16 protein-coding genes and 2 pseudogenes are annotated in these 23668 nt (G+C 74.2%); 7 read left to right on the top strand and 11 right to left on the bottom strand.

Features of this window, described 5'->3' with window-relative positions; genetic code table 11:
* Positions 1 to 138: 138 nt before the first annotated feature.
* The gene (locus AB0F01_RS20420) at positions 139 to 495 is read right to left on the bottom strand and encodes a hypothetical protein (protein ID WP_362097437.1); all 357 of its coding nucleotides are present in this window, start codon (positions 493 to 495) and stop codon (positions 139 to 141) included.
* Positions 496 to 635: 140 nt separating this feature from the next.
* Here AB0F01_RS20420 and AB0F01_RS20415 point away from each other — a divergent pair, with 140 nt between their 5' ends.
* A complete protein-coding gene (locus tag AB0F01_RS20415; protein WP_362097434.1) occupies positions 636 to 1478 on the top strand; it encodes a rhomboid family intramembrane serine protease in 843 nt (280 codons plus the stop codon).
* Here AB0F01_RS20415 and AB0F01_RS20410 read toward each other — a convergent pair.
* From AB0F01_RS20410 to hemE, 8 genes and pseudogenes are all read right to left on the bottom strand, one after another.
* On the bottom strand, positions 1463 to 1612 hold the full coding sequence (locus tag AB0F01_RS20410) for an excinuclease ABC, A subunit (protein ID WP_362097431.1): 150 nt from the start codon (positions 1610 to 1612) through the stop codon (positions 1463 to 1465). The genes AB0F01_RS20415 and AB0F01_RS20410 overlap by 16 nt on opposite strands.
* Positions 1613 to 1667: 55 nt before the next feature.
* Positions 1668 to 2027: pseudogene (locus tag AB0F01_RS20405) on the bottom strand (excinuclease ABC subunit UvrA); the annotation flags it as partial.
* Positions 2028 to 2079: 52 nt separating this feature from the next.
* Positions 2080 to 2202, bottom strand: coding sequence for a hypothetical protein (locus tag AB0F01_RS20400; RefSeq protein ID WP_362097429.1), 123 nt, complete (start codon positions 2200 to 2202; stop codon positions 2080 to 2082).
* 349 nt (positions 2203 to 2551) lie between these two features.
* Positions 2552 to 3382, bottom strand: coding sequence for an ABC transporter permease (locus tag AB0F01_RS20395; protein ID WP_362097426.1), 831 nt, complete (start codon positions 3380 to 3382; stop codon positions 2552 to 2554).
* Positions 3379 to 4365: pseudogene (locus tag AB0F01_RS20390) on the bottom strand (ATP-binding cassette domain-containing protein). Before AB0F01_RS20390 ends, AB0F01_RS20395 begins: the two are co-directional and overlap by 4 nt.
* 193 nt (positions 4366 to 4558) lie before the next feature.
* Complete coding sequence (locus AB0F01_RS20385; RefSeq protein WP_362097424.1) at positions 4559 to 5119, bottom strand: PadR family transcriptional regulator; 561 nt, start codon at positions 5117 to 5119, stop codon at positions 4559 to 4561.
* A 293-nt stretch (positions 5120 to 5412) separates the two neighbouring features.
* A complete protein-coding gene (locus AB0F01_RS20380) occupies positions 5413 to 5865 on the bottom strand; it encodes a nitroreductase family deazaflavin-dependent oxidoreductase (RefSeq protein WP_362097421.1) in 453 nt (150 codons plus the stop codon).
* Between the two features lie 230 nt (positions 5866 to 6095).
* Positions 6096 to 7163: a uroporphyrinogen decarboxylase gene (gene hemE / locus AB0F01_RS20375; RefSeq protein ID WP_362097418.1), complete on the bottom strand. Its 1068-nt coding sequence runs from the start codon at positions 7161 to 7163 to the stop codon at positions 6096 to 6098.
* A 179-nt stretch (positions 7164 to 7342) separates the two neighbouring features.
* On the opposite strand from hemE, the gene AB0F01_RS20370 reads away from it, so the two are divergent.
* The 5 genes from AB0F01_RS20370 to AB0F01_RS20350 all read left to right on the top strand — a co-directional run bounded on the left by AB0F01_RS20370 (position 7343) and on the right by AB0F01_RS20350 (position 14323).
* Complete coding sequence (locus tag AB0F01_RS20370; RefSeq protein WP_362097415.1) at positions 7343 to 8017, top strand: DUF3000 domain-containing protein; 675 nt, start codon at positions 7343 to 7345, stop codon at positions 8015 to 8017.
* A gap of 568 nt (positions 8018 to 8585) precedes the next feature.
* Entirely contained in the window at positions 8586 to 9248 is a 663-nt protein-coding gene (locus AB0F01_RS20365) for a response regulator transcription factor (protein WP_006130493.1), read from the top strand.
* 209 nt (positions 9249 to 9457) lie between these two features.
* Complete coding sequence (locus AB0F01_RS20360) at positions 9458 to 10747, top strand: ribonuclease D (RefSeq protein WP_362097412.1); 1290 nt, start codon at positions 9458 to 9460, stop codon at positions 10745 to 10747.
* Positions 10748 to 10979: 232 nt separating this feature from the next.
* Positions 10980 to 12197 (top strand): acetyl-CoA C-acyltransferase, encoded by a 1218-nt coding sequence (locus AB0F01_RS20355; protein ID WP_362097409.1) that lies wholly within the window; start codon positions 10980 to 10982, stop codon positions 12195 to 12197.
* Positions 12194 to 14323: a 3-hydroxyacyl-CoA dehydrogenase NAD-binding domain-containing protein gene (locus AB0F01_RS20350; RefSeq protein WP_362097406.1), complete on the top strand. Its 2130-nt coding sequence runs from the start codon at positions 12194 to 12196 to the stop codon at positions 14321 to 14323. The genes AB0F01_RS20355 and AB0F01_RS20350 overlap by 4 nt, the downstream gene beginning before the upstream one ends.
* Positions 14324 to 14469: 146 nt before the next feature.
* On the opposite strand, the gene AB0F01_RS20345 is transcribed toward AB0F01_RS20350, so the two are convergent.
* Positions 14470 to 15555, bottom strand: coding sequence for a hypothetical protein (locus AB0F01_RS20345; RefSeq protein WP_362097404.1), 1086 nt, complete (start codon positions 15553 to 15555; stop codon positions 14470 to 14472).
* An 80-nt stretch (positions 15556 to 15635) separates the two neighbouring features.
* Here AB0F01_RS20345 and AB0F01_RS20340 point away from each other — a divergent pair, with 80 nt between their 5' ends.
* Positions 15636 to 16007 (top strand): NTP pyrophosphohydrolase, encoded by a 372-nt coding sequence (locus AB0F01_RS20340; protein ID WP_362097401.1) that lies wholly within the window; start codon positions 15636 to 15638, stop codon positions 16005 to 16007.
* A 205-nt stretch (positions 16008 to 16212) separates the two neighbouring features.
* Here the strand turns inward: AB0F01_RS20340 and AB0F01_RS20335 are convergent, their stop codons facing one another.
* The gene (locus AB0F01_RS20335) at positions 16213 to 23583 is read right to left on the bottom strand and encodes an SDR family NAD(P)-dependent oxidoreductase (protein WP_362097399.1); all 7371 of its coding nucleotides are present in this window, start codon (positions 23581 to 23583) and stop codon (positions 16213 to 16215) included.
* Positions 23584 to 23668: the final 85 nt, after the last annotated feature.

Raw genomic sequence — 23668 nt, 5'->3', positions numbered from 1 at the left:
TTACGGACCGTGTCCTCCCCCACCCGTGCCGGCCACCCCTTCCGACGGTCGACGTGGCGTGTCCACCGGCGTGGCGCGCCCACCCGTCGCAGCGGCCGCGCCGACGACGGGAAGGAGGCGGCGGCCCGGGCGGCCCGGCTACGCCGAGCCGTTGATCCGCTCGATGGCCTGCCGGGCCTGCTCGGACGGCGGGCGGGACGGCAGTGAGGACACCGACCCGGACGACGCCACCGGGGCCGCCCCGGCCGACGCCGGGGGCACGGCGGGCGGCGGCTGCTCCCCGGCCGGCTTGGCGTGCGCGGCAGTGGCCCGCGCGGACCGCAGGCGGTGCCCGACCGCCTCGTCCAGGGTCACCGGCCGCTGCATCTGGGCGGCCAGCCGCCCCGCCTCCTGGCCGAGCCGGGCGACGTCCTCCCAGGGCAGCCGCACGACGAGCGTGAGCTCCGCCTCGCCGTCGGGCAGCGCGTGCATCGCAGCCGTACCACGGTCGTTCATCGTCTGTTCCTCACGTCGGGCCAACGGCCCCACGGCACCTTCCCCGTGCCGCGGCCGGTCGAGGAGGGATACGCACCGCCGGACGGCGGTGTTCAGCGCCGTCCCGGATTCACCCACGGCCGTCCGGGCACAGGTGGTGTGTGGTCATCCCCGTCCATGACGTGAACCCGGTCCGGCGCACCGCGTGGGTCACCTACGCGCTGATCGCCGCCAATGTCGTCGTCTTCGTGTTCCTCACGCCCGGGGCACTGGGGGCGGCCGGCGAGGGCGGGCTGGCGCAGTTCTGCCGTCTCCAGGCGTTCCTGGACCAGTACGCGGTGGTGCCGCGGGAGCTGATCCATCACCGGCTGCCGGAGTTGGTCCCCACCGGGGACGCCGGAGTGGGCCCCCAAGGGCCGGGCTGTGTGATCGGCCCGCCGGACTACACGAAGTCACCCGAACTGAGCGTGCTGACGGCGATGTTCCTGCACGGCGGCTGGCTGCACCTGCTGGGCAACATGCTCTTCCTGTGGATCTTCGGCAACAATGTCGAGGACCGCATGGGGCACGTGCGGTTCCTGCTGTTCTACGTCGCCTGCGGCTACGCGGCCTCCTACGCCTTCGCCCTGCTGTACGCGGGCTCGGACGACCCCCTGGTGGGCGCCTCGGGCGCGGTGGCGGGGGTGCTCGGCGCCTACCTGGTGCTGTATCCGAGGGCCCGGGTGTGGGTGCTCGTGCCCTTCCTGATCTTCCTGCCGCTGAGGCTGCCGGCGTGGATCGTCCTCGGTTCCTGGTTCGTCCTCCAGGCCCTCTACTCCGCCGGCCAGGGCGTCTCCGCCACCGTCGACGTCGCGTACGTGGCCCACGTCGCCGGCTTCGTCGTCGGCATGCTCCTGGCCTGGCCCCTGAAGCGGGGCACTCCCCCGCCCCCGGAGCCCCCGGGCCTGCTGTACGGGCGCCGGGCGCGGTGGGAGCGGGGTCCTGGCGGCTACGGGGCGAGGTAGCGGCTCAGGTGCCGGCCCGTGTGCGAGTGGGGTGCCTTCGCCAGGTCAGCCGGGGTGCCGGTGAAGACGATCTCGCCGCCGTGGTGGCCGCCCTCGGGGCCCAGGTCGATGATCCAGTCGGCGTGGGAGATCACGGCGAGGTCGTGCTCTGCCGCAGCGTCTCGATGATGGTGGTCACGAGCGGTGTGTCAGCACACGCATCACGGTGTAGACGTCGGTGACCGTGCCGAAGGTGGAGCGGGCGTTGCCGCCGAGGGGCCGTTGGTCGACCACGACCGGGGTGGTCAGCCGGGTCACGGCGTCCACGTGCGGCCGCTCGAACTTGGGCAGGTCGTGCCGGATGTTCCACGGGAAGGTGGCGTTCAGCTGCCGCTGGGCCTCCACCGCGACGGTGTCGAAGACCAGGGAGGACTTGCCGGAGCCGGAGACGCCGACGAAGACCGAGATCCGGTTCTTGGGGATGACGAGGGAGACGTCCCTCAGGTTGTTCTCTCGGGCACCGACGACCTGAATGCCCTCGTCGGTCGCGTCAACCGGCGTTCGGTTCACGGATGGTCCTCTCTGTGTGGGGTGAGTCGTCGAGGCGGTGGGTTCCTCGCGCTCACGTCAGCCGCGCGCGGACGGCGCGCGGCAGTTCGGGGTCCTGCGGGTCGACCGTGGGGCCGAAGCGGCCCCCGCACGCGCCGGCGGACGAGACGAGGAACTTCTCGACGTTCCCTCGCACGTCGCCGGAGTGGCCCTCCGGGTCGGCGAAGGGCGTCAGGGCCGTGTGGAGGGGCGACGGCGATGTCGAAGACGGTCATGCGGTGCACGCCAGGTCGGCCTGCGGTGCTCCCGGTCGGCATCGCCTCGTGGACTCCTCGCGCTCGGACCGGCGGACCGGCGGACCGGCTGCCGGAGGGCGGAGGGCGGACTTCGGACGGCGGACATCGGACCGTAGGCATCGGACCGTAGGCATCCGACCGCGGACATCCGACCGCGGACATCGGAAAGAAGACGGGGTCGGGCGGAACGAGGGGGTGTGGGCCGGCCCGGGGGATCGGCCGGCCCACACCCCCGGCACGGGGTCGCCGTTACCGGCTCAGGGCCCGGTACTTGCGGACGGCCAGCGGGAAGAACAGGGCGAAGATCGCGAGCGGCCACACGAAGGACATGAGCATGGCGTTCTCGGCGATCCACGAGGTGCCGCCGACTCCGGGGTTGCCGAACAGCTCACGGGTGGCGTGTGCGGTCGACGACAGCGGGTTCCACTCGGCGATGGTCGCGAGCCAGCCCGGCATCATCTCCGGCGAGGCGAAGGTGTTGGCGACGATGCCGAACGGGAAGAGCAGGGTGTAGACGGCGGAGGCCGCTTCCGGGGTGCTGATGATCAGGCCGAGGTAGATGCCCACCCACAGCAGGGCGAAGCGGAGCAGCAGAAGCAGGGCGAAGGCGCCCAGCGCCGGAGCGAAGCCGTCGTTCCAGCCCCACCCGGCGATGACCCCGCACCCCATGAGGATCATCAGGACGACCGTGCTGTAGAGCATGTTGACGATGCTCTGCCCGATGACCACGGACGCGGCGGACATGGGCATGGAGCGGAACCGGTCGGTGACGCCCTTGGAGGCGTCGGCGGTGACCCCGGCCATGGTCTCGCCGATGCCGAAGGCCATCGACATGACGAACATGCCGGGCATCAGGAACTCCATGTAGTCCCCGCCGCCCTCGACCTGCATGCCGCTGCCGAAGATGCCGCCGAAGAGGAGCACCATGAGGATCGGGAAGGCGAGTCCGGCCAGGATCTGGGTGGGGTTGCGGGCCCAGTGGCTCAGTCCGCGCAGAGTGAGCGTCCAGGAGTCCGCGAGGACCCAGCCCAGCTTGGCGAGCGGGCCCCTGGGCAGTTCGGGGGCGATGACCGCGGTCACTGGGCGACCTCCTTGAGGTTCTGCTCGGCGGACGTGGCCGTTCCGTTGCCGGTGAGGTTCAGGAACACCTCGTCCAGCGTGGGCCTGCGCAGGGCGATGTCCTCCGCCTCGATGCCGGCGTCGTCCAGTTCCCGGGTGACGGCCGTGAGGGCGGCGACCCGGTTCTCGACGACGACGCTGATCCGCCGGTTGTCGGCGTCCGTCCCGGGCTCGGAGCGCAGCAGCGCGCCGATCAGCCGGGAGGCGCGTTCGAGGTCGGGCGACCGGCGCAGCACGACGTCGATCCGGTCGCCGCCGATCTTGTTCTTGAGCTGGTCGGGGGTGCCGGACTCGACCACCCGGCCGTTGTCGATGAGGGCGATCCGGTCGGCTAGCTGGTCCGCCTCCTCCAGATACTGGGTGGTGAGCAGGACGGTGCGGCCCTCGGCGACCAGGCCGCGGACGGACGCCCAGACGTCGTTGCGGCCCCGCGGGTCGAGCCCGGTGGTGGGCTCGTCGAGGAACAGCACGGACGGGGCCAGGATGAGGCTGGCGGCGAGGTCGAGCCGCCGCCGCATGCCGCCGGAGTACTGCTTGGCCGGTTTCCCGGCCGACTCGGTCAGGCCGAAGCGCTCCAGCAGTTCGTCGGCCCGGCTCCGGGCCGCCCTTTTACCGATGTGGTACAGGCGCCCGAACATCACGAGGTTCTGACGCCCGCTCAGGTCCTCGTCCACCGCGGCGTGCTGGCCGAGGAGCCCGATGCTGTAGCGGACCTGGGCCGACTGGGTGGCGACGTCGTAGCCGGCCACCCGGGCGCTTCCCCCGTCGTACTTCAGCAGGGTGGAGAGGATGCGGACCGCGGTGGTCTTCCCGGCCCCGTTCGGCCCGAGGAGCCCGTAGACGACGCCTCGGGGTACCTCCAGGTCGAGTCCCGCGAGGGCCTCCTTGTCGCCGTATTTCTACTGCAGAGCTTCGGTCCGGATCGCCAGGTCGGCGCCGCCCATGCCCGCCCCCTTCACTGATACTCAAGTTTGAGTACGTCACCCTAGGGCGGGCCCGGGGACTATACAAGTTTTAGTATTCGGCCATCCGGCCCCGCGCGTCGGCCGAACCACCGCTACCGGCAAGGGCGTCGACGTGCCACTGGAGGCCGACGGCCCCGCACGCCCGCGCGCGGAAGGACCGCGCCGGAAAGGGTCAGGCGCCCTCTTCACCCGCCATGACGTACGCGCCCGCTTCCAGCCGCCCGATCAGCGCCTCGGTCCAGGCGACCTGGCTCACCGCACCGTGCTCCCACAACCCCAACAGCTCACGGATGTGGGCCCGTTGCGGCCGTTCGCCCGCCGACGCGTCCACCTTGGCGACCAGTTCCTCCTGCGACGCGGAGAGCGAGGCGACGCGCTCGCGCAGCAGGGCGATCGCCTCCGCGCGGCCGAGCGCGGGCAGCAGGACGAGCGCCGCGCCCAGCACGTCGGGCCGGTTGCCGCCCTGCCGCAACGCGTCCCGCAGCAGCCGGTGGAACTCCTCCTCACCGGAGGGCTGCAGCTCGTAGTCGACCCGGCCGGGCCAGTCGGGGATCTCGGTCGCCTTCAGTAACCCGTCCTTGGCCAACTGCCGCAGCGCGTGGTAGATCGAGCCGAACTTGATGTGGGCCCACTCGTCGGCCCCCCAGGACACCAGCTCGGAGCGGACCAGATAGCCGTGCGCCCGGCCGTGCATCCGCACGACACCCAGGACGAGCAGTCTCGTGGCGGACATCGTCTCCCTGCTGAATCTCCCGCACGGCGCGGACCCGGTACGGCACCGCGCGCATCGCGGCCGGACCCCGCCGGCCGGCCCCCACGGTAGTACACGGCGTGGCGCCGACCACGAGCACGTGACGTCCCGGCTGTCACGCCCCGACCGGTCACGACGCGGCCGGCACCGGGCGGCGGGACCGCGCCCCGGCCCACCGCGGCCGACGGCGGGCGCGGAGAGCGCCGCCCCCGCCGCACCCGCGCCACTCGGGCGGGCCACGGCGTCGGCGCCCCACCCGGGACGCGGCGCCGCCGTCACTCCGGTGCGGCCCGCCGCGGCTCCAGCACGACGACGGGGATCCTGCGGCCGGTCTTCCCTCGGTAGCTCTCGTACTGCGGGAACACCGCGGTCATCACCTCCCACAGACGCGTCCGCTCCTCCCCCTCCGCCTCCCGGGCGACGGCCACGAACCTCTCGGCGATCACCTGCACCCGCACCCGCGGATCCGCCCGCAGGTTGAGGTACCAGTGGGGGTGCTGGTCGGATCCGCCGTTGGAGCCGACGACGACGTAGTTCCCCGCGTCCTCCGCGTAGATCAGCCCGGTGCGCCGCAACATCCCCGACCTGCGCCCACGGGTGGTGAGCAGCAGCGTCGGCTTCCCGTACAGCAGGTGTCCGCTCGAACCCTCGCCGGCCACGTAGCGGCGTATGTGCGCGGCCACCCAGCCGGTCGGGCTGTCGTGGACCTCGCTCTCCTCTTCCCTCATCCGCTGACTCCGTCCGTCGCGAGGGAGGACCCTAGCACCGACCACTCAAATTTGAGCACCAAGGAGCGGTTCCCGGCCACCGCTGTCGGGACCGGTGCCCTCACCCGGCGGCCCCCGCCCGCCCGGAACGGCACCGGCGGACGGCACGGACCCCGGGCCGGGTGGCCCGGGGTCCGTGGACGCGCGGTGCGGTGCCGGGCTCGGGCCCGGTGGGCGTGGAACGGGCGGCCCTACCGGGCGGTCGCCGTGTGGACGTCCTCCACCAGCCGGGTCAGGGCGTCCGGGTCGGTGTTCGGCATGACGCCGTGGCCGAGGTTGAAGATGTGGCCCTCCAGACCCTCGGCCTGGGCCAGGACCTCGCGGGTCTTCGCCTCCACGGCCTCCCGGCCGGCGAACAGCACGGTCGGGTCGAGGTTGCCCTGGAGCGCCTTGCCGGGGCCGACGCGGCGGGCGGCCTCGTCCATCGGAACCCGCCAGTCGACGCCGACGACGTCCGCGCCGGCCTCGCCCATCAGCCCGAGCAGTTCACCGGTGCCGACGCCGAAGTGGATGCGGGGAACACCGTGGTGGGCCACCGCGTCGAGGACCTTCGCCGAGGCGGGCAGCACCGAGCGGCGGTAGTCGGCCGGGGAGAGCGCGCCGGCCCAGGAGTCGAACAGCTGGACCGCGGAGGCGCCGGCCTCGATCTGCACCTTCAGGAAGGCGGAGGTGATCGCCCCGAGGCGGTCGAGCAGGTCGGCCCAGAGCTCCGGGTCGCCGTACATCATCGCCTTGGCGTTCTCGTACGTCCGGGACGGGCCGCCCTCGATGAGGTAGCTCGCGAGAGTGAAGGGCGCTCCCGCGAAACCGATCAGCGGGGTGCTGCCGAGCTCGCGGGTGAGCTGGCCGATGGCCTCGGTGACGTAGCTGACGTCCTCGGGGGTGAGGTCGCGCAGGCGGGCGAGGTCGGCGCGGGTGCGCACCGGCTGCTCGACGACCGGTCCGACGCCGGGCTTGATGTCGAGGTCGATGCCGATCGCCTTGAGGGGGACGACGATGTCGCTGAAGTAGATCGCCGCGTCGACCCGGTGGCGGCGCACCGGCTGAAGGGTGATCTCGGTGACCAGATCGGGGCGCATGCAGGACTCGAGCATGCCGATGCCCTCGCGCACCTTGCGGTACTCGGGCAGTGAGCGACCGGCCTGGCGCATGAACCACACCGGGGTGTGGGGCACCGGCTCACGCCGGCACGCCTTGAGGAAGGCACTGTCGTACGTCGAAGTCGGCTGGTCGCCCGTCGGGCGCAGGTTGGCACTCACACCGCCCAGTCTCCCATGTCGCGGGGGCGGTCGGGCCGCCGGGCGTCCCGGGTGGCGGGGGTCACCCGCCCGGCCGCCCGCCGGGGCGTGGACCGCCCGCCGACCATGATCCGGACAGCGTCCGGCGGGCCGGGTGTCCCTCCCTGCACCGGGGCCCGCTTCCCCTTAATCTTCCCGGCATGGCTGCGGCTCAGGGACGACTGTCGGACGGCGCTGGCGGAACGGACGAAGGGAAGGGCACCGGGGACGACCCCGGACACGGGAGCACGCTCCCACCGCCCTTCCGGGCGGCGGTGGAGGGATTGCGCAACGCGCGGCTGCGGCCGCAGATCGAGCTGGACCCCACCCCCGCGCCGAAGCGGCTGGCCCCCTTCGCCTACGCGTTGGAGGCGGCGGTGGTCGACGGGGAGGAGGACCTGGCGGACGGGCGGCTGGTGCTGCTGTACGACCCGGCGGGGCACGACGCGTGGCAGGGCTCCTTCCGTCTGGTGACCCTGGTGCGCGCCGAGCTGGAGCCGGAGATGGCGGCGGACCCGCTGCTGCCGGACGTGTGCTGGTCCTGGCTGACCGGGGCACTGTCGGCCCGCGGCCTGTCGTACGGCGAGGCGAGCGGCACGGTCACGCGGGCCAGCTCGCACTACTTCGGGGGTCTGTCGGAGCGTCCGTCGGCCTCGCAGATCGAGATCCGCGCCTCGTGGACCCCGTGGGAGGGCCGGGGCGGGGTGCCGGACACCGCGACCCACCTGGTGTCGTGGTGCGACCTGCTGGCACAGGTGGCGGGGCTGCCGCCGGCCGCGTCGGGGGACGCCTCGGTGGTGACACTCCCGCAGCGCAGGGGACCCCAGTCGCACTGATCCTCCGGTCCGTCCCCGAGGGGTCCACCCCCAGGCCGTCCCGGGGGTCTGGCCCCGGCCACCCCGGGAGGGTTTCCCCAGTCCCCAGGGGGTTCCTCAGAGGGTTGCTCAGAGGGTTCCTTCCCTCAGGTCTGCCCCAGAGGGGTTCCCTCCAGACCACCCCTGGGGGCTCCCTCCATGCCTCCCCCTAGCCTCCCCCTGGACCTTCCCGGGTCTCCCCCGGACCACCCCCTGAGGTCTCCCCCAGCCCGTCCCCGCCCCCGCCCCCGTCCCCGGGGGTCTCCCTCCGGCTCTTCCCTCTCTTCCCTGTGGAGGCTTCCGGGGCGCTCCGCGCACGTCACTTTGTCGATACGGCCACTTTCGGAAGCGTTGCGACGCGGACCGAAACCGTTCGGTCTTCGAATGATCGACAGTGTGTCCGAATTGAACGGATTACTACTCACTGAAAAGTGATCATTTTCTAAAGGAGACCGGGTTCGATGCCGAAGACGACTGTGACCTTGAAAGCACGGTTCGTCCCGGCTTCACCCCCCACGAGCCGGCCCCGTCCCGCACCCCAGGAGGCCTGGTGTCCGTTCTTCTCGAGCAGCCCTCAAGCCTGGTCGCCTACCGCCCGAACAAGCCGACCGCCATGGTCGTCGTGGCCGACCCCCGCGTCCGTTCCACCGTCACCCGCCACCTGTGGGCGCTCGGTGTCCGTGACGTGATCGAGGCCTCGTCCGTCGCGGAGGCTCGTCCCCGCATCGGCAACCCCCGCGACATCTGCGTCGCCGAAGTACACCTGCCGGACGGCTCCGGCCTCACGCTCCTCTCCGAGACCCGCGCCGCGGGCTGGCCCAACGGGCTGGCCCTGTCCGCCGCCGACGACATCGGCGCCGTGCGCAACGCGCTGGCCGGCGGAGTGAAGGGCTACGTCGTCACCGGCACCCGCACCAACCTCGGGCTCCCCACCCGCCCCGGTGCCGCCCCCATCGGTGCCGCCGCCGCGCGGCTGCACCGCCGCCCCCCGGGTGCCCCGAGCCACCCGGGCGGCTACCGCGAGCTGTCCGGCCGTGAGGTCGAGGTGCTGCGGCTGGTGGCGGAGGGCCAGTCCAACAAGGCGATCGGCGTCTCGATGGGCCTGTCCGCGCTGACCGTCAAGAGCCACCTCGCGCGCATCGCCCGCAAGCTGGGCACCGGCGACCGCGCGGGCATGGTGGCGGTGGCCCTGCGCACCGGCATCATCCACTGACCCCCGCCGTCCCGTCCCTCCCGCTGTCCCTCCCTCCTGTCCTTCCTCCCGTGACTCCCCCCGTCCTCCCTTTACCGGACCTCTCCCCCGCCGTCCCCTGCCCCTCCGCACCGGCCCGTTCACCGAACTGACCGGTTCACGACCCCCCGGCGCCCGCCGACGGAACGTTCCGTCGGCGGGCGCCCGCGTGGCCCGGATACTCTTGACAGGTGACCGACGCCCACGACACCGCAGCAGACAGTTCACTGCGAACCACCGGAGGCGCTCCTCCGGACGACGGCCGATCTTCTGCGACGGAGGCGCCGATCCCCTTGCTGGAACCCCGTGACGGCATCCCGCCCGTCGTCACCGACGAGGCGGCCCTCGCCGACGTGGTCGACGCGTTCGCGTCCGGCAGCGGCCCGGTCGCCGTGGACGCCGAGCGCGCCTCCGGCTACCGGTACGGCCAGCGCGCCTATCTGGTCCAGCTGCGCCGCGAGGGCGCCGGGACCGCGCTGATCGACCCCGTGGCCTGCCCCGACCTCTCCGGGCTGGGCGAAGGGCTGGCCGGCAGCGAGTGGGTGCTGCACGCCGCCACCCAGGACCTGCCCTGCCTGCGCGAGATAGGGATGCGGCCGACCGGACTCTTCGACACCGAGCTGGCCGGGCGCCTGGCCGGGTTCCCCCGGGTGGGTCTCGGCGCCATGGTGGAGAACGTCCTCGGCTACGTCCTGGAGAAGGGCCACTCCGCCGTCGACTGGTCCACCCGCCCCCTGCCCGAGCCCTGGCTGCGCTACGCCGCCCTCGACGTCGAACTCCTCGTCGACCTGCGGGACGCGCTGGAGAAGGAGCTGGAGCGCCAGGGCAAGCTGGAGTGGGCCCGCCAGGAGTTCGACGCCATCGCCTCCGCTCCCCCGCCCGAGCCCCGTAAGGACCCGTGGCGACGCACCTCCGGGATGCACAAGGTGCGCCGGCGCCGTCAGATGGCCGTGGTGCGGGAGCTGTGGCAGGCCCGGGACCGGATCGCCCGGCGCCGGGACGTCTCGCCAGGCAAAGTGCTCTCCGACTCCGCCATCGTCGAGGCCGCCCTCGCCCTGCCGGCCGACGTCCGGGCGCTCGGCGCGCTGAACGGCTTCGGGCAGCGCACCAGCCGGCGCCAACTGGAGCAGTGGCAGGCGGCCGTCGACCGGGCGAAGGCGCTGAGCGAGTCGCAGCTGCCCCAGCCGGGCCAGCCGGTGAACGGTCCCCCTCCGCCGCGCGCCTGGGCGGACAAGGACCCGGCCGCCGCGGCCCGCCTCTCCGCCGCGCGGGCCGGTGTGACGGCCCTGGCCGAGCGGCTCAACCTGCCGCAGGAGAACCTGATCACGCCGGACACGGTGCGACGGGTGTGCTGGGAGCCCCCGGCGGACGTGGACGCCGGGACCGTGGGCACCGCCCTCGCCGGGCACGGCGCCCGCCCGTGGCAGGTGGAGCTGGTGACCCCGGTCCTGGTGGACGCGCTGAAGGCGAAGGACGCGTAGCCGCGGGCGAAGGCCGCGTGGCCGCCGCGGTCCCGTCCGGGGGCCGCCGTCCCGTCCAGGCGTCGCGGTCCCGTCCGGGGCCGCGGCGCATCCGCCGGGCGGGTGTGACCTTCGCCGCTTGGAGCAGCGGGACTGGGCAGCTACGTTACCCACAAGTAGCATGGGCCTGAGCGCGCGCTCAGTGCTGGCGTGCCGCAGCAGTGCCATCCCGCACCCTGGAGGAGAGCCAATCGTGCCTCGTACCGTCAGGGACGTCGTCTTCGTCGACGGCGTCCGCACCCCGTTCGGCAAGGCGGGCCCGAAGGGCATCTACCACGAGACCCGCGCCGACGACCTCGTCGTGAAGGCGATCCGGGAGCTGCTGCGCCGCAACCCCGGTCTCGACCCCAAGAAGATCGACGAGGTCGCCGTCGCCGCGACCACGCAGATCGGCGACCAGGGCCTGACCATCGGCCGCACGGCCGGGATCCTGGCCGGCCTGCCCACCTCGGTCCCCGGGTACTCCATCGACCGCATGTGCGCCGGCGCCCTGACCGCCGTCACCACGGTGGCCGGTTCGGTCGCCTTCGGCGCGTACGACGTCGCCATCGCGGGCGGTGTCGAGCACATGGGCCGCCACCCGATGGGCGAGGGCGTCGACCCCAACCCGCGGTTCGTCTCCGAGAAGCTGGTCGACGAGTCCGCCCTGTTCATGGGCATGACCGCGGAGAACCTGCACGACCGCTACCCGAGCATCACCAAGCTGCGCGCCGACGAGTACGCGGTCCGCTCCCAGGAGAAGGCCGCCAAGGCGTACGCCAACGGCAAGATCCAGGCCGACCTGGTACCGGTCTCGGTGCGCCGCACCAACGAGGAGGCCGGTGAGACCGGCTGGGGCCTGGTCACCGCCGACGAGCCGATGCGCCCGGGCACCACGCTGGAGAACCTGGCGGGCCTGAAGACGCCGTTCCGCGTGCACGGCCGGGTCACCGCGGGCAACGCGGCCGGTCTGAACGACGGCGCCACCGCCTCCCTCATCGCCTCCGAGGACTTCGCCCGCGAGCACGACCTGCCGGTGAAGATGCGCCTGGTCTCCTACGCCTTCGCGGGCGTCGAGCCCGAGGTCATGGGCTACGGCCCGATCCCGGCCACCGAGAAGGCCCTCGCCCAGGCCGGGCTGTCGATCTCCGACATCGGCCTGTTCGAGATCAACGAGGCCTTCGCCGTCCAGGTCCTCGCGTTCCTGGAGCACTACGGCATCGCCGACGACGACGCCCGCGTCAACCAGTACGGCGGCGCCATCGCCTTCGGCCACCCGCTGGCCTCCTCCGGTGTCCGGCTGATGACGCAGCTGGCCCGGCAGTTCGAGGAGCAGCCGCAGGTCCGCTACGGCCTCACCACCATGTGCGTCGGCTTCGGCATGGGCGCCACGGTCATCTGGGAGAACCCGCACTTCGAGGGGGACAAGTGAGCACCACCGCAGAGCTTCTGAAGGGTGCGGCCGAGCTGTTCCCCGGCGAGGTCGTCACCCAGGCGCACGTACGCCACTTCGACCTGCCGCTGGGCGCGGGCCGGTTCGCGCTGATCACGCTGGACAACGGTCACGACCACACCAAGCCGACCACGCTCGGCCCGCAGTCGCTGGCGAACATCGACGCCGCGATCGACCAGGTCGAGAAGGAGGCCGCGGACGGCGACATCGTCGGCGTCGGCGTCACCGGCAAGCCGTTCATCTTCGCCGTCGGCGCCGACCTCAAGGGCGTCGAGCTGCTGAAGCGCCACGAGGACGCGCTCGCCATCGGCAAGGGCGGCCACGACGTCTTCAAGCGGCTGTCGAAGCTGGCCGTGCCGACCTTCGCGTACTACAACGGCGCCTCCATGGGCGGTGGCGTCGAGGTCGGTCTGCACTGCACCTACCGCACGGTGTCCGCGGCGCTGCCCGCGTTCTCCCTGCCCGAGGTCTTCCTCGGTCTGGTGCCGGGCTGGGGCGGCTGCACGCTGCTGCCGAACCTGATCGGCGCCGACAAGGCCGTCTCGGTGATCATCGAGAACAGCCTGAACCAGAACAAGCAGCTCAAGGGCAAGCAGGTCCACGAACTCGGCATCGCGGACGCGATCTTCGAGGGCGCGGACTTCCTGGAGCAGTCGCTGATCTGGACCGCGGCCGTCCTCAAGGGCGAGATCGCGGTCGAGCGCCCGGTGATCGACCGCGGCGAGGGCTGGGACCAGGCCGTCGCCCGGGGCCGCGCGATCGCGGACTCCAAGGTGCACGGCGCCGCCCCGGCCGCCTACCGCGCCCTGGACATCATCGCCGCCGCCAAGGACGGTGACCTGCAGAAGGGCTACGACGCCGAGGACCAGGCGCTGGCCGACCTGATCATGGGCGGCGAACTGCGGTCCGGCATCTACGCGTTCAACCTGGTGCAGAAGCGCGGCAAGCGCCCCGCCGGCGCCCCGGACAAGAGCCTGGCCCGCCCGGTCACCAAGGTCGGTGTCGTCGGCGCCGGTCTGATGGCCTCCCAGCTCGCGCTGCTGTTCCTGCGCCGCCTGGAGGTGCCGGTCGTGCTGACCGACATCGACCAGGAGCGCATCGACAAGGGCGTCGGCTACGTCCACGCCGAGATCGACAAGCTGCTCGGCAAGGGCCGGATCAACCAGGACAAGGCCAACCGCCTCAAGGCCCTGGTGACCGGCGTGCTGGACAAGGCCGAGGGCTTCGCGGACGCGGACTTCGTCATCGAGGCCGTGTTCGAGGAGATGGGCGTCAAGCAGCAGGTGTTCGCCGAGGTCGAGGCGGTCGCCCCGGCACACGCGATCCTCGCCACCAACACCTCCTCGCTGTCCGTGTCGGAGATGGCGTCGAAGCTGAAGCACCCCGAGCGGGTCGTCGGCTTCCACTTCTTCAACCCGGTCGCGGTGCTGCCGCTGCTGGAGATCGTGCGCGGCGAGCAGACCGACGACGCCTCGCTGGCCACGGCGTTCGGTGTCGCCAAGAAGCTGAAGAAGACCGCGGTGCTCGTCAAGGACGCCCCGGCGTTCGTGGTGAACCGCATCCTGACCCGCTTCATGGGCGAGATCCAGAACGTCATCGACGAGGGCACCCCGGTCGAGGTGGCCGAGAAGGCCGTCGAGCCGCTCGGGCTGCCGATGTCGCCGCTGGTGCTGCTGGAGCTGGTCGGGCCGGCGATCGGTCTGCACGTCTCCGAGACGCTCAACCGGGCCTTCCCGGAGCGCTTCACCGTCTCCCCGAACCTCAAGCGGGTCGTCGAGGCCGGCAAGCGCGGCTTCTACGTCTACGACAGCGGCAAGCCGGAGCTGGACCCGGAGGTCGCCGCGCTGCTGCAGCAGGGCGACACCGTCCTCACCGAGGAGCAGGTGCGGGCGCGGGTGCTGGACGCGGTGGCGCAGGAGATCGGGCTCATGCTCGACGAGGGCGTCGTCGCCGAGGCCCAGGACATCGACCTGTGCCTGATCACCGGCGCCGGCTGGCCGTTCCACCTGGGCGGCATCACGCCGTACCTGGACCGCGAGGGCGTCTCCGAGCGGGTCAACGGCAAGCGGTTCCTCGCCCCGGGCGTCGCGAGCGTCCCGGCGTGACCCCACGCCTCTGAGCCGCACCCGGCAGTGAGAGGGGCGGGCCGCACGGAGAGGATCCGTGCGGCCCGCCCCTCTGTCGTCGGCGGATGTCGTCGGCGGACGCGCGGGCCGGCGGGCCGGAGCCCGCCGGCCGGTACGCCGCCCCGTCAGACCTCCTGCCAGGCCCGCAGCGCGAGCCCCGGTTCGTCCTTGCGGCGGGTGAGCCGCAGGGTGCCGGCGGACGGCGACAGGGTGGCCGCCACCAGCTCCTCGTGCTCGTCGAGGGCCAGCGCGACCCGGGCGTCGGCGGGCAGCGCGGGACCCGACTCGGTCCACCAGGCGCCCGCCGCCTCCTGCTCGGTGGGGTACGCGGCGAAGGCGACCCGGCCGCTCGCCGAGCGCTGGGCGAGCACCGTGCAGTCGTGGCCCTGGATGGTGCAGCGCACCGCGGAGACCGGGCCGGGGCCGGCCGCGGCCAGCAGGGGGACCGGATCGGTTCCCGCCCGCCAGGCGCACAGCTCGCCGTGTTCGTCGGTGAAGTAGCAGGTGGTGTGCCCGGCGGAGGTGGCCAGGGCCCGCAGGGTGTCCGGCCGCACCGGCGCGTCGACGCGCCCCGCCGGGACGAGCGGTCCGGCGGACTCGTCCTGGATCCAGCGCCGGAGGCCGCCCGGCACGGCCGCGTACACCTCGACGCGGCCCGAGCCAGCGGTCACGGCCACGGGGGCGCCGCGGACGCCCGGCGACCCGTCCGGGTCGGCGTCGTCGGCGGCACCGTCCCGGTCGGCGCCGTCGCCGCCCTCGGCGTCCGCGCGCCGCGGCGGCCGCCAGGGTTCCCAGCCGCCCTTCTCCTTCTGCACCCGCAGGGCGAGCCCGCCCGACGCGGTGGGTACGACCACGTGGGCCCGGCCCTGCGCGTCGACGGCGACGGCCGGTGTCCCGGTGCGCTCGCCCTGGGAGGCGGGGTGCCCGACGGGCTGCCAGTCCAGGGGCGCGAGCCGGGGCCGGAAGTGGGTGGAGTGGACCAGGCCCGCCTGCCCGTTCCCGGTGGGCCGCCAGGCGGCCAGATGGGCGTACCCGTCGGCGCCCCGGCCGACCGCCGCGCCCGGGAGCAGTCGCTGGTCGCCGCCGATCCGGCGGGGCGGCTCCCAGGGGCCGCCGGGGGCGAGTTCCGCGCGGCACAGGACGGCGTCGTCCGACGGCAGGTACACGGTGAGGCGGCCGTCTCGGCCGCGGAGGAGCCAGTCGCCGTTCACCTGTTCACCTTATGCAGGCGTGTTCGACCGCGACGCCGGGGGCCGGGCTCCCGCGGGGGTGTCCGTGGGACCCTGAGTGCATGAACGACAGCACCGTTCCGCTCGTGATCGTCGACGCCGCGAACGTGGTCGGTTCCGTCCCCGACGGCTGGTGGCGGGACCGGCGCGGCGCCGCCGAGCGGCTGCGGGACCGTCTGGCCGCCGACGGCCTGCCCGGCCGCACCGGGCCGCTGGAGATCGTCCTGGTGGTGGAGGGCGCGGCGCGCGGGGTGGAGCCGGTGCCGGGCGTCCGTGTGGAATCGGCGCCCGGCAGCGGGGACGACCACATGGTCGAGCTGGTGTCCCGGGCGGGCGACCGCCCCGTCCTGGTGATCACCGCCGACCGCGAGCTGCGCCGCCGGGTGACCGCGCTGGGCGCGGACGTCGCCGGTCCGCGGTCCGCGCCCCGCTGAGACCGGCGGCGCCCGGGGCCCGCCGGGGAAACACGCCCTGGTGCCGCGGCAGTCGACGTCCGCCCGTCGAGAAGCGGCGTCCGGTCGGTGCTCCCGGTGTACCGGAGGGAAGCCCTCGTACGGGACGTACTCGGGCTTTCGGCCGGTGCGGCGAGCGTGCGTGCCGGGCGTCGCGACGGGGCGGACGTCGCCTGGTGCGGCCGCCCTAACCGTCGGTGTCCGCGCCCAGGCGCTGGTGGATCAGACGGGCGAGGTGGGTCAGCGTGCGGCCGGTGGCCAGGTCGGCCGGTCCGAGACGGACGTCGAAGAGTTCCCGCGCCTGCACCAGGAACTGCGTGCCCAGCAGGGAGTCGAGTCCGAAGTCGGTGACGTTGAGCGCGGGATCGAGGGCCTCGGGGGCGGTCTGCAGGACACCGGCGAGGAGCTGGGTGACCGTCTCGGTGATCCTGTGCACCGCCTCGTCCGCGGGGAGACCCGCGAGGCTGCCCAGGAGTTCGTGGCGGGCGTCCGGGGAGGACGCGGCGGACGTGGGGACCAGCCCGGCGAACCGGGGGGTGGCCAGGGCGGGCAGCAGAGGGCGGGCGGCGCCCCAGCGGTAGCGGCCCGCGCCGGCGACGTCGGTTCCGGCCGACAGGAGGCGGTCGGCGGTGGCCAGGACCTCGGCGGGGGTGAGCAGTTCCAGGCCGCGCGCGGTCATCGTGGGGCCCATGCCGCTGCGGGCGACGTAACCGGTCTCGCCGATCGGCCCCCAGGCCAGTGCCGTACCCGTCCGGCCGCCGGCGCGCCGGGCCCGGGTGAGGGCCTCCAGGTAGGCGTTGGCCGCCGCGTAGGCGGCCTGCCCCGGGTTGCCGATGCCGGCGGAGACGGAGGAGTAGGTGAGGAACAGGTCGAGGTCGAGGCCGGCGGTGAGCCGGTCCAGCAGTGCGGCGCCCGCCGCCTTGGGGGCCAGGACGGCGGCGAACCGGTCGTCGGTGAGGTCGGCCAGCACCGCGTCGTCCAGGTGCATCGCCGCGTGCACCACCCCGCGCAGGGGGTGCCCGGTGGCGGCGACGGCGTCCAGGACCCGGCGCAGCGCGGCCTCGTCGGTGACGTCGGCGGCGTGGGCGGTGGCGTGTACGCCCCGGTCGGCCAGTTCCCGCAGCAGGGCGGGCGCCCCGGGGGCGTCGGGTCCGCCGCGGGAGAGCAGGGCCAGGTGGCGGGCCCCGCGGTCGGCGAGGTGGCGGGCGGTGGCGGCGCCGAGTCCGCTCAGTCCGCCGGTGATCAGGTAGGTGCCCCCGGCGTCGAGGCGGAGGGCGGCGGGCGCGGGCTCCACGGGGACGGGCTCGTCCAGGGGGTCGAAGGTGACGACGACCTTGCCGGTGTGCCGGGAGTGCTGGAGGAGGTGGAAGGCCTCGTCGACCCGCGCGGCGGGGTGGATGGTGTGGGGAAGCGGCCGGTAGGTGCCCGCGGCGGCCTCCGCCTCGAAGTCCTCCACGAGCCGGGGACGCAGTTCCGGTGAGTCGATGACGGTGTCGAGGTTGAAGCCGATGAAGGTGACGCTGCGGTCGAACGGGCGGAGCGTGATGGGGTTGTTGAGGAAGATGTCCCGCTTGCCCAGTTCGATGAAGCGGCCGTTGGGGCGCAGCAGGTCCAGGCCCTGGCTGATGGCCTCGCCGCTGAGGGAGTTCACCAGGACGTCGACTCCCCTGCCGCCGGTCAGTTCCCGTACCCGGGGGACGAAGTCCAGCCCGCGGGAGTCGAGCACGTGCTCCGCGCCGAGGGTGCGCAGCAGGTCCCGCTTGGTCTCGGTGCCGGCGGTGGCGATGACGCGGGCGCCCTGCCGGCGGGCGCACTGCAGGACGGCCAGGCCCACGGCGCCGGCTCCGCCGTGCACCAGCACGGTCTCCCCGGGGGCGAGGCGGGCCTGGTGGACCAGGGTCTGGTGGACGGTCAGGAAGGCGACGGGGAAGGTCGCCGCTTCCGTGAAGTCCAGCCCTTCGGGGATGCGGACGACGGCGGAGGCGGAGGTCGTCGCGTGGGAGGCGAGGGCGGCGGGCACCAGGCCGCACACCCGGTCGCCGGGCTTCAGGTGCGTCACGCCCGGTCCCACGGCCCGCACGACGCCGGCGCCGTCGGTGCCGAGTCCGCGCCCGATCGGGCTGTTCTCCACGGCCTCGGGCGGGAGCAGGCCGTTGGCCCGCATCGGGTCGCGGTAGTTGAGGGCCACGGCCCGCATCTCCAGGGCCACCTCGCCCGGCCCGGGTTCGCCCGGGTCCGTCTGCCGCCAGACCAGCCGCCGGCGCAGGCCCGGATCGCGGGCTTCGAGGACGTACGGCGTGCCGGCGGGGACGGCGGGCGGCTCCTGTGCCGGGTGCTGGACGTGCCGGGGGACGAACCGGCCGCCGGCGGTCAGGACGATCTCGTCCTCGGCGGCGTCCTGGTCGTCCTCGGGGGTGAGGAGTTCCGCGGCCAGGCGGCGGGCGTCGGCGTCGGCGTCCTCGGTGCGGTGGCAGGACAGGCGGCGCAGCCGCAGGTCGGGGCGTTCGTTGGCGAGGGTGCGGCAGGCCGCCCAGACGGCCGCGTCGACCGGGTGGGACGGCTGGTCGGGGGCGGGGAAGAGGCCGGTGGGGCGGGTGACGAGCCAGACCCGCGGGCCGGCGTCGCCGCCCGTGCCGTCGCAGGCCGCGGCGAGGGAGCGCAGCAGGGCCGCCCGGCGGGTGGTCCGGGGGACGAGGTCGTGCGGGCCGGGGGCGGCGAGCAGCAGGACGACGTGCGGTGCGGAGTCCGCGGGGAGCACCTCGCGCCAGGCGGCGGTCCCGTCGGGCGCGGGGACGACGGCCGCCCGGCCGAGGTGGGCGGCCAGCGCCCGCGCGGTGGCGGTCTCGGTCTCGTCCTCGACGGCGACGACCCAGGTGGTGCCGGGCAGCGGGCGCGGGAGCCCGGCGTCCGGCTCGCGGTCGTGGTCCGCCGCGGCGAGCAGGACGGAACGGTCCTCGGGCCCGGTCTGTGCCACACCGGAGAAGCCGCACTGTCGCAGCAGCGGGGCCCACGCCTCGCGGGGCAGGACGCGGGACACCGGGCGCAGGGTGTGGTCGCCGCGCTCCCAGAAGTCGTCCCGGGTGCCGGCCAGGAGCGCCTGGAGCGGGGCCTGGTGCGGTTCGGTCGCCAGCAGGTGCCCGCCGGGTGCGAGCAGGGTGTGCAGCCGGCGCAGGGTGGTGGCGAGGTCGGTGGTGGCGTGCAGGGCGTCGCCCGCGAGGACGAGGTCGAAACCGCCCGCGGGCAGGCCCTGGCCGGCCGGGTCGGCGTCCGGGTCCAGGATCCGGTGTTCGACGACGTCGTGGCCGGCGAAGCGGTGTTGGGCGCGGGCGAGCACGCCGTCGGTGGTGGCGGCGCAGGTGTAGCGGGTCCGGTCGGCCGGCAGGGCGGGCAGGGCGGCGGCCGTCAGGGCGGTGGTGGTCGCGCCGAACTCCAGCACGCGCAGCGGGCGGTCGGCGGGCCAGCGGGCGACGATGTCGTCGAGGAGCGCCTGCACGGCCCGGTGGGTGAAGCGGTGGGCGGGGCCCGTCTCGTGGAGCTGTTCGTGGGCGCTGTCCCCGGCCGGCAGCAGCTCACGCGCGTCGGTGCGTCCCCGGACCACCTCGGGCAGCCGGCACAGGTGCCGGTTGAGGAGCAGCGTCTCGGCGCCGAACGCGGGATGGTCCTCCACCAGTTGGCGCAGTGCGGCCTCGGCGTGGATCTCCTCGCCGGTCAGCTGCCAGTTCTCCCCTGTCCGACGGGCGAGGCCGTGCTCGGCCAGCAGGGGCAGCATCAGCCGTACCAGGCGCCGGTGCCGGGGCTGGAGGCCCCCGGCCACCAGGTCGGTCATCGTGAAGGGGGCCGCCGGGTCGGCGAGCAGGCCGTGGAGGGTGTCGGCCCAGCAGTGGGCGCCGGCCCGTCGGGCGGCGTCGGTGAACCGGCGGTGGCCGCTGGTCTCCAGGGCGGCGCGGGCGGCGGCGATGCGCGGCCCGGCGGCCCGGGCGACCTCGGTGGGCGTGGGCAGCGGGGAGGGCGGGGCGGGGTCCGTCGGGCGGGGGGCGGCCCGCAGCACGGTGCGCTGCACGGTCAGCGGGGTGTGCTGACCCAGGTGGCCGCGGCGGGTGCGGCAGCCGTCGATCTCGACGGTGACCGTGCCGTCGGGGTCGGTGTAGGTGATGTCCCAGCAGATCTCGTTGGCGCTGCGGCTGCGGCGGCGCAGGTGCGCCAGGCCGGTGGGCGCGGGGGTGCGCCACACGCGTACGGCGTTGAAGACGGTCGGCAGGAACGCGGCGGCCTCCGCCTCCGCCCCGGCGAGGGCCACGGTGGCCTGCAGCGGCGCGTCGAGCAGGACGGGGTGGGCGGTGTAGGCGTCGGCGTCGTGCTCCAGCCGGTAGCTGACGAGGACCTCGTCCGCACCGACGTCGACGCGGTCGATGAGCTGGAAGTGGGGCCCGCAGTTCAGGCCGATGTCCTGGCACGTCCGGTAGAAGTCCGGGCCGTGGACGGCGCGGTCGCAGCGGGCCCGCAGCGCGTCGACGTCGAGCGGGGCCGGGGCCGTGCCGAGCAGGGTGCGGACCTGGGCGCGTACGACGGGCAGGCACTCCCCGCCGTGTTCCTCGCGGACGCTGACGGTGAGGGCGCCGTCGTCGGGGGTGACGGCGGTCTGCAGGGCGACCGGTGTGGGGTCGGGCCACGGCAGGGACAGCGGGCGGCCGATCTCCAGGTGTCGTACCTCGACCGGCCGTTCCAGGGCCCGCCGGCCGGCGCTCAGGGCCATCTCGACGTAGGCGGCGGCCGGCATGAGGACGTCGTCGCCGATGCGGTGGTCGCCCAGCCAGGGCACGAGCTGCGGTTCGACGGTGCCGTGCCACACGGGGTGCGGGGCGGGCATGCGCTCGCCGACCAGCGGATGCTCGAGCACGCCGCTGCCGCTGGTGCCGGCCACCAGGTCGTGCGCGGTGCCGTGCCAGTGCCGTTCGTGCTGCCAGGCGTAGGCGGGCAGGTCGGTGACCCGGCCCGGCCGGGGGAAGTGGTGGCCCCAGTCGGTGGCGGTGTCGGCGGCGAGGACGGCGGCCACGGCCGCCGCGGTCTCGCGGGGGCCGTCGCCGTCACGGTGCAGGGTGGCGACGCAGGTGGCGCCGGTGCGGCGCAGGTAGGGGCGCAGCACCGGGTGCGGGCCGATCTCGACCAGGACACCGGCGTGTTCGGCGGCGAGCAGGCCCGCGGCCTCGGCGAAGCGGACGGGTTCGCGGACGTTGCGCCACCAGTAGGCGGCGTCGAGTTCCGGGCCGTTCAGCGCGGTGCCGGTGACGGTGGAGAGGAACGGGACGGCGGCGGGGGCGGGTTCGAGTCCGCCGAGCGCGTCGAGCAGGGGCTCCCTGATGGGGTCCATGGCCCGGCTGTGGAAGGCGTAGTCGAGGTCCAGTTCGCGGAAGAAGACGCCCCGACCGGCGAGTTCGGCGCCCCAGGCGGCCAGTGCGTCGGCGTCCCCGGCGACGGTCACGTCCCTCTCGCTGTTGATGCCGGCGATCTCCAGTGCGCCGCCGTGGCGGGCCAGTTCCTCGCGGGCCTCCGCCTCGGGCAGGCCGACGGCGGCCATGCGGCCCCGGCCCGCCGTGGCGCCCTGGGTGCGGCTGCGCTCGGCGATGACCAGCGCGGCCTGTTCCAGGGTCAGGACGCCGGCGGCGTGGGCGGCGGCGACCTCGCCGACGCTGTGCCCGGCCACCGCCCGCGGGCGCACTCCGTGCGAGGCGAGGAGTGCGGTCAGGCCCACCTGGACGGCGAAGAGGGCGGGCTGGGCCACCTCGGTGCGCCGCCACTTCGGGGGTGACGGGTGGGCCAGTTCCTTGGCGACCGACCACCCCAGGTGGGGGGCGAGGGCCGCGTCGGCCCGTTCGACGGCCTCGCGGAAGGCCGGTTCCCCCTCCAGGAGGTCGGCGGCCATGCCCGGCCACTGGGAGGCGTTGCCGGAGAACACGAAGGCGACGCCGTCCCGCTCGCCGGCGCGCACGGTGGCCCCGCGGGCGGGTTCGGCGGCGGACAGCCGGTCCAGCTGCCGGGCGGCGTCCCCCGGGTCCGCGGCCAGGACGGCGGCGCGGTGGGGGTGGGCGGTGCGCCGCACGGTGGCGGTGTGGGCGAGGTCGTAGAACTCCTCGGGTCCGGTCCGCCGCAGCCGGTCCGCCATGCGGGCGGTCATCTGCTGGAGGGCCTTGGGGGACCGCGCGGTCACGACCAGGGGCAGCGGGCGCCCGTCCGGCACCGGTCGCGGGCCGGGCCGCGGGGCGGCGGGGGGCGGGGTGAGGACGGCGTGGGCGTTGGCACCGCCGAAGCCGAAGGCGCTCACTCCCACCGCGGACCGCTCCCCCACCTCCACCGGCACGGGGTCGACGGCCGGGGCCAGTCCGAGTCCGTCGAAGTCGATCCCGGGGTTGAGGGGGCGGGCGTGCAGGGACGCCGGCACCAGCCGGTGGCGCAGCACCAGGATGGCCTTGAGCAGGCCGGCCATCCCGGAGGCGGGTTCCAGGTGGCCGACGTTCGACTTCACCGAGCCGATCGGCAGCGGGCCGCCGCGGCGGGGCCGGCCCAGCGCCCGGCCGATGGCCTCGGCCTCCGCCGGGTCGCCGACCTGGGTGCCGGTGCCGTGGGCCTCGACGTACACCAGGTCGTCCGGGTCGATGCCGGCCTCCGCGTAGACCGTGTGCAGCAGCGCCTCCTGGGTCTCGGCGCTGGGCACGACCATGCCGGTGCTGCGGCCGTCGGTGTTGTTGCCGGTGGCGGCCAGGACGGCGTGGATCCGGTCGCCGTCCGCCAGCGCGTCCGTGAGGCGCTTGAGGACGAGCACGGCGCCGCCCTCGGCGCGCACGAAGCCGTCGGCGTCGGCGGAGAACGCCGCGCAGCGTCCGCGCCGGGACAGCATGCCCGCGTAGGAGAACCCGGCGAAGGAGTGAGGGCTGGACAGCACGTTGACGCCGCCCGCCAGGGCGACGCGGCCGGGGCCCTCGCGCAGGGTGCGGCAGGCCCGGTCCAGGGCGACCAGGGCGGAGGAGCAGGCCGTGTCGACGGCCATGCTCGGCCCGCGCAGGTCGAAGGCGTACGACAGCCGGTTCGCCGCGATGGACAGGGTGGCGCCGGGCATGGTGTGCGGGCTCGTGTGGTTCTGCATCATCGACAGGCTCACGCCGTAGCCGGGGTCGGAGATGCCCACGTACACGCAGGTGTCCGAGCCGGCCAGGGACCCGGCGGGGAGGGCGGCGTCGTCCAGGGCCTCGGCGGCCATCTCCAGCAGCAGTCGCTGCTGCGGGTCGATGTGCCGGGCCTCCGCCGGGGACATGCCGAAGTAGGCGGCGTCGAACGAGGCGACGTCCTGAAGGAAGCCGCCGGCGGCGGTGTAGCTGCGGCCGGGCCGGACCGTCCCCGGGTCGACCATCCGGTCCCGGGGCAGCCGGTCGGCGGGCATCTCGCCGACCATGTCCCGTCCGTCGCGCAGCACGGACCACAGCCCGTCCAGGTCCGTGATCCCTCCGGGGAGCCGGCAGCCCACGCCCACCACTGCCACGGCCCGTTCATGCTGCTGCGTCGCCAAGTTCCCGCCCCTTTACACCGATTGCCGAGCTTCCAGCGGATTGAAGCGGACGGAAAGGGTCAACAGGGCGGTAAATTCCGCATAG

It is taken from the genome of Streptomyces sp. NPDC029526 (assembly GCF_040637405.1).
In the GTDB taxonomy this organism is placed as follows: Bacteria; Actinomycetota; Actinomycetes; order Streptomycetales; family Streptomycetaceae; genus Streptomyces.
This window is presented reverse-complemented; position numbering and strand designations above follow the sequence as displayed.

Excerpts from the sequence above, each read along its gene's own strand:
- AB0F01_RS20340 (WP_362097401.1), top strand. The coding sequence starts at position 15,636 with ATGAACGACAGCACCGTTCCGCTCGTGATCGTCGACGCCGCGAACGTG.
- AB0F01_RS20385 (WP_362097424.1), bottom strand. The coding sequence starts at position 5,119 with ATGTCCGCCACGAGACTGCTCGTCCTGGGTGTCGTGCGGATGCACGGC.
- AB0F01_RS20370 (WP_362097415.1), top strand. The coding sequence starts at position 7,343 with ATGGCTGCGGCTCAGGGACGACTGTCGGACGGCGCTGGCGGAACGGAC.
- AB0F01_RS20380 (WP_362097421.1), bottom strand. The coding sequence starts at position 5,865 with ATGAGGGAAGAGGAGAGCGAGGTCCACGACAGCCCGACCGGCTGGGTG.
- AB0F01_RS20420 (WP_362097437.1), bottom strand. The coding sequence starts at position 495 with ATGAACGACCGTGGTACGGCTGCGATGCACGCGCTGCCCGACGGCGAG.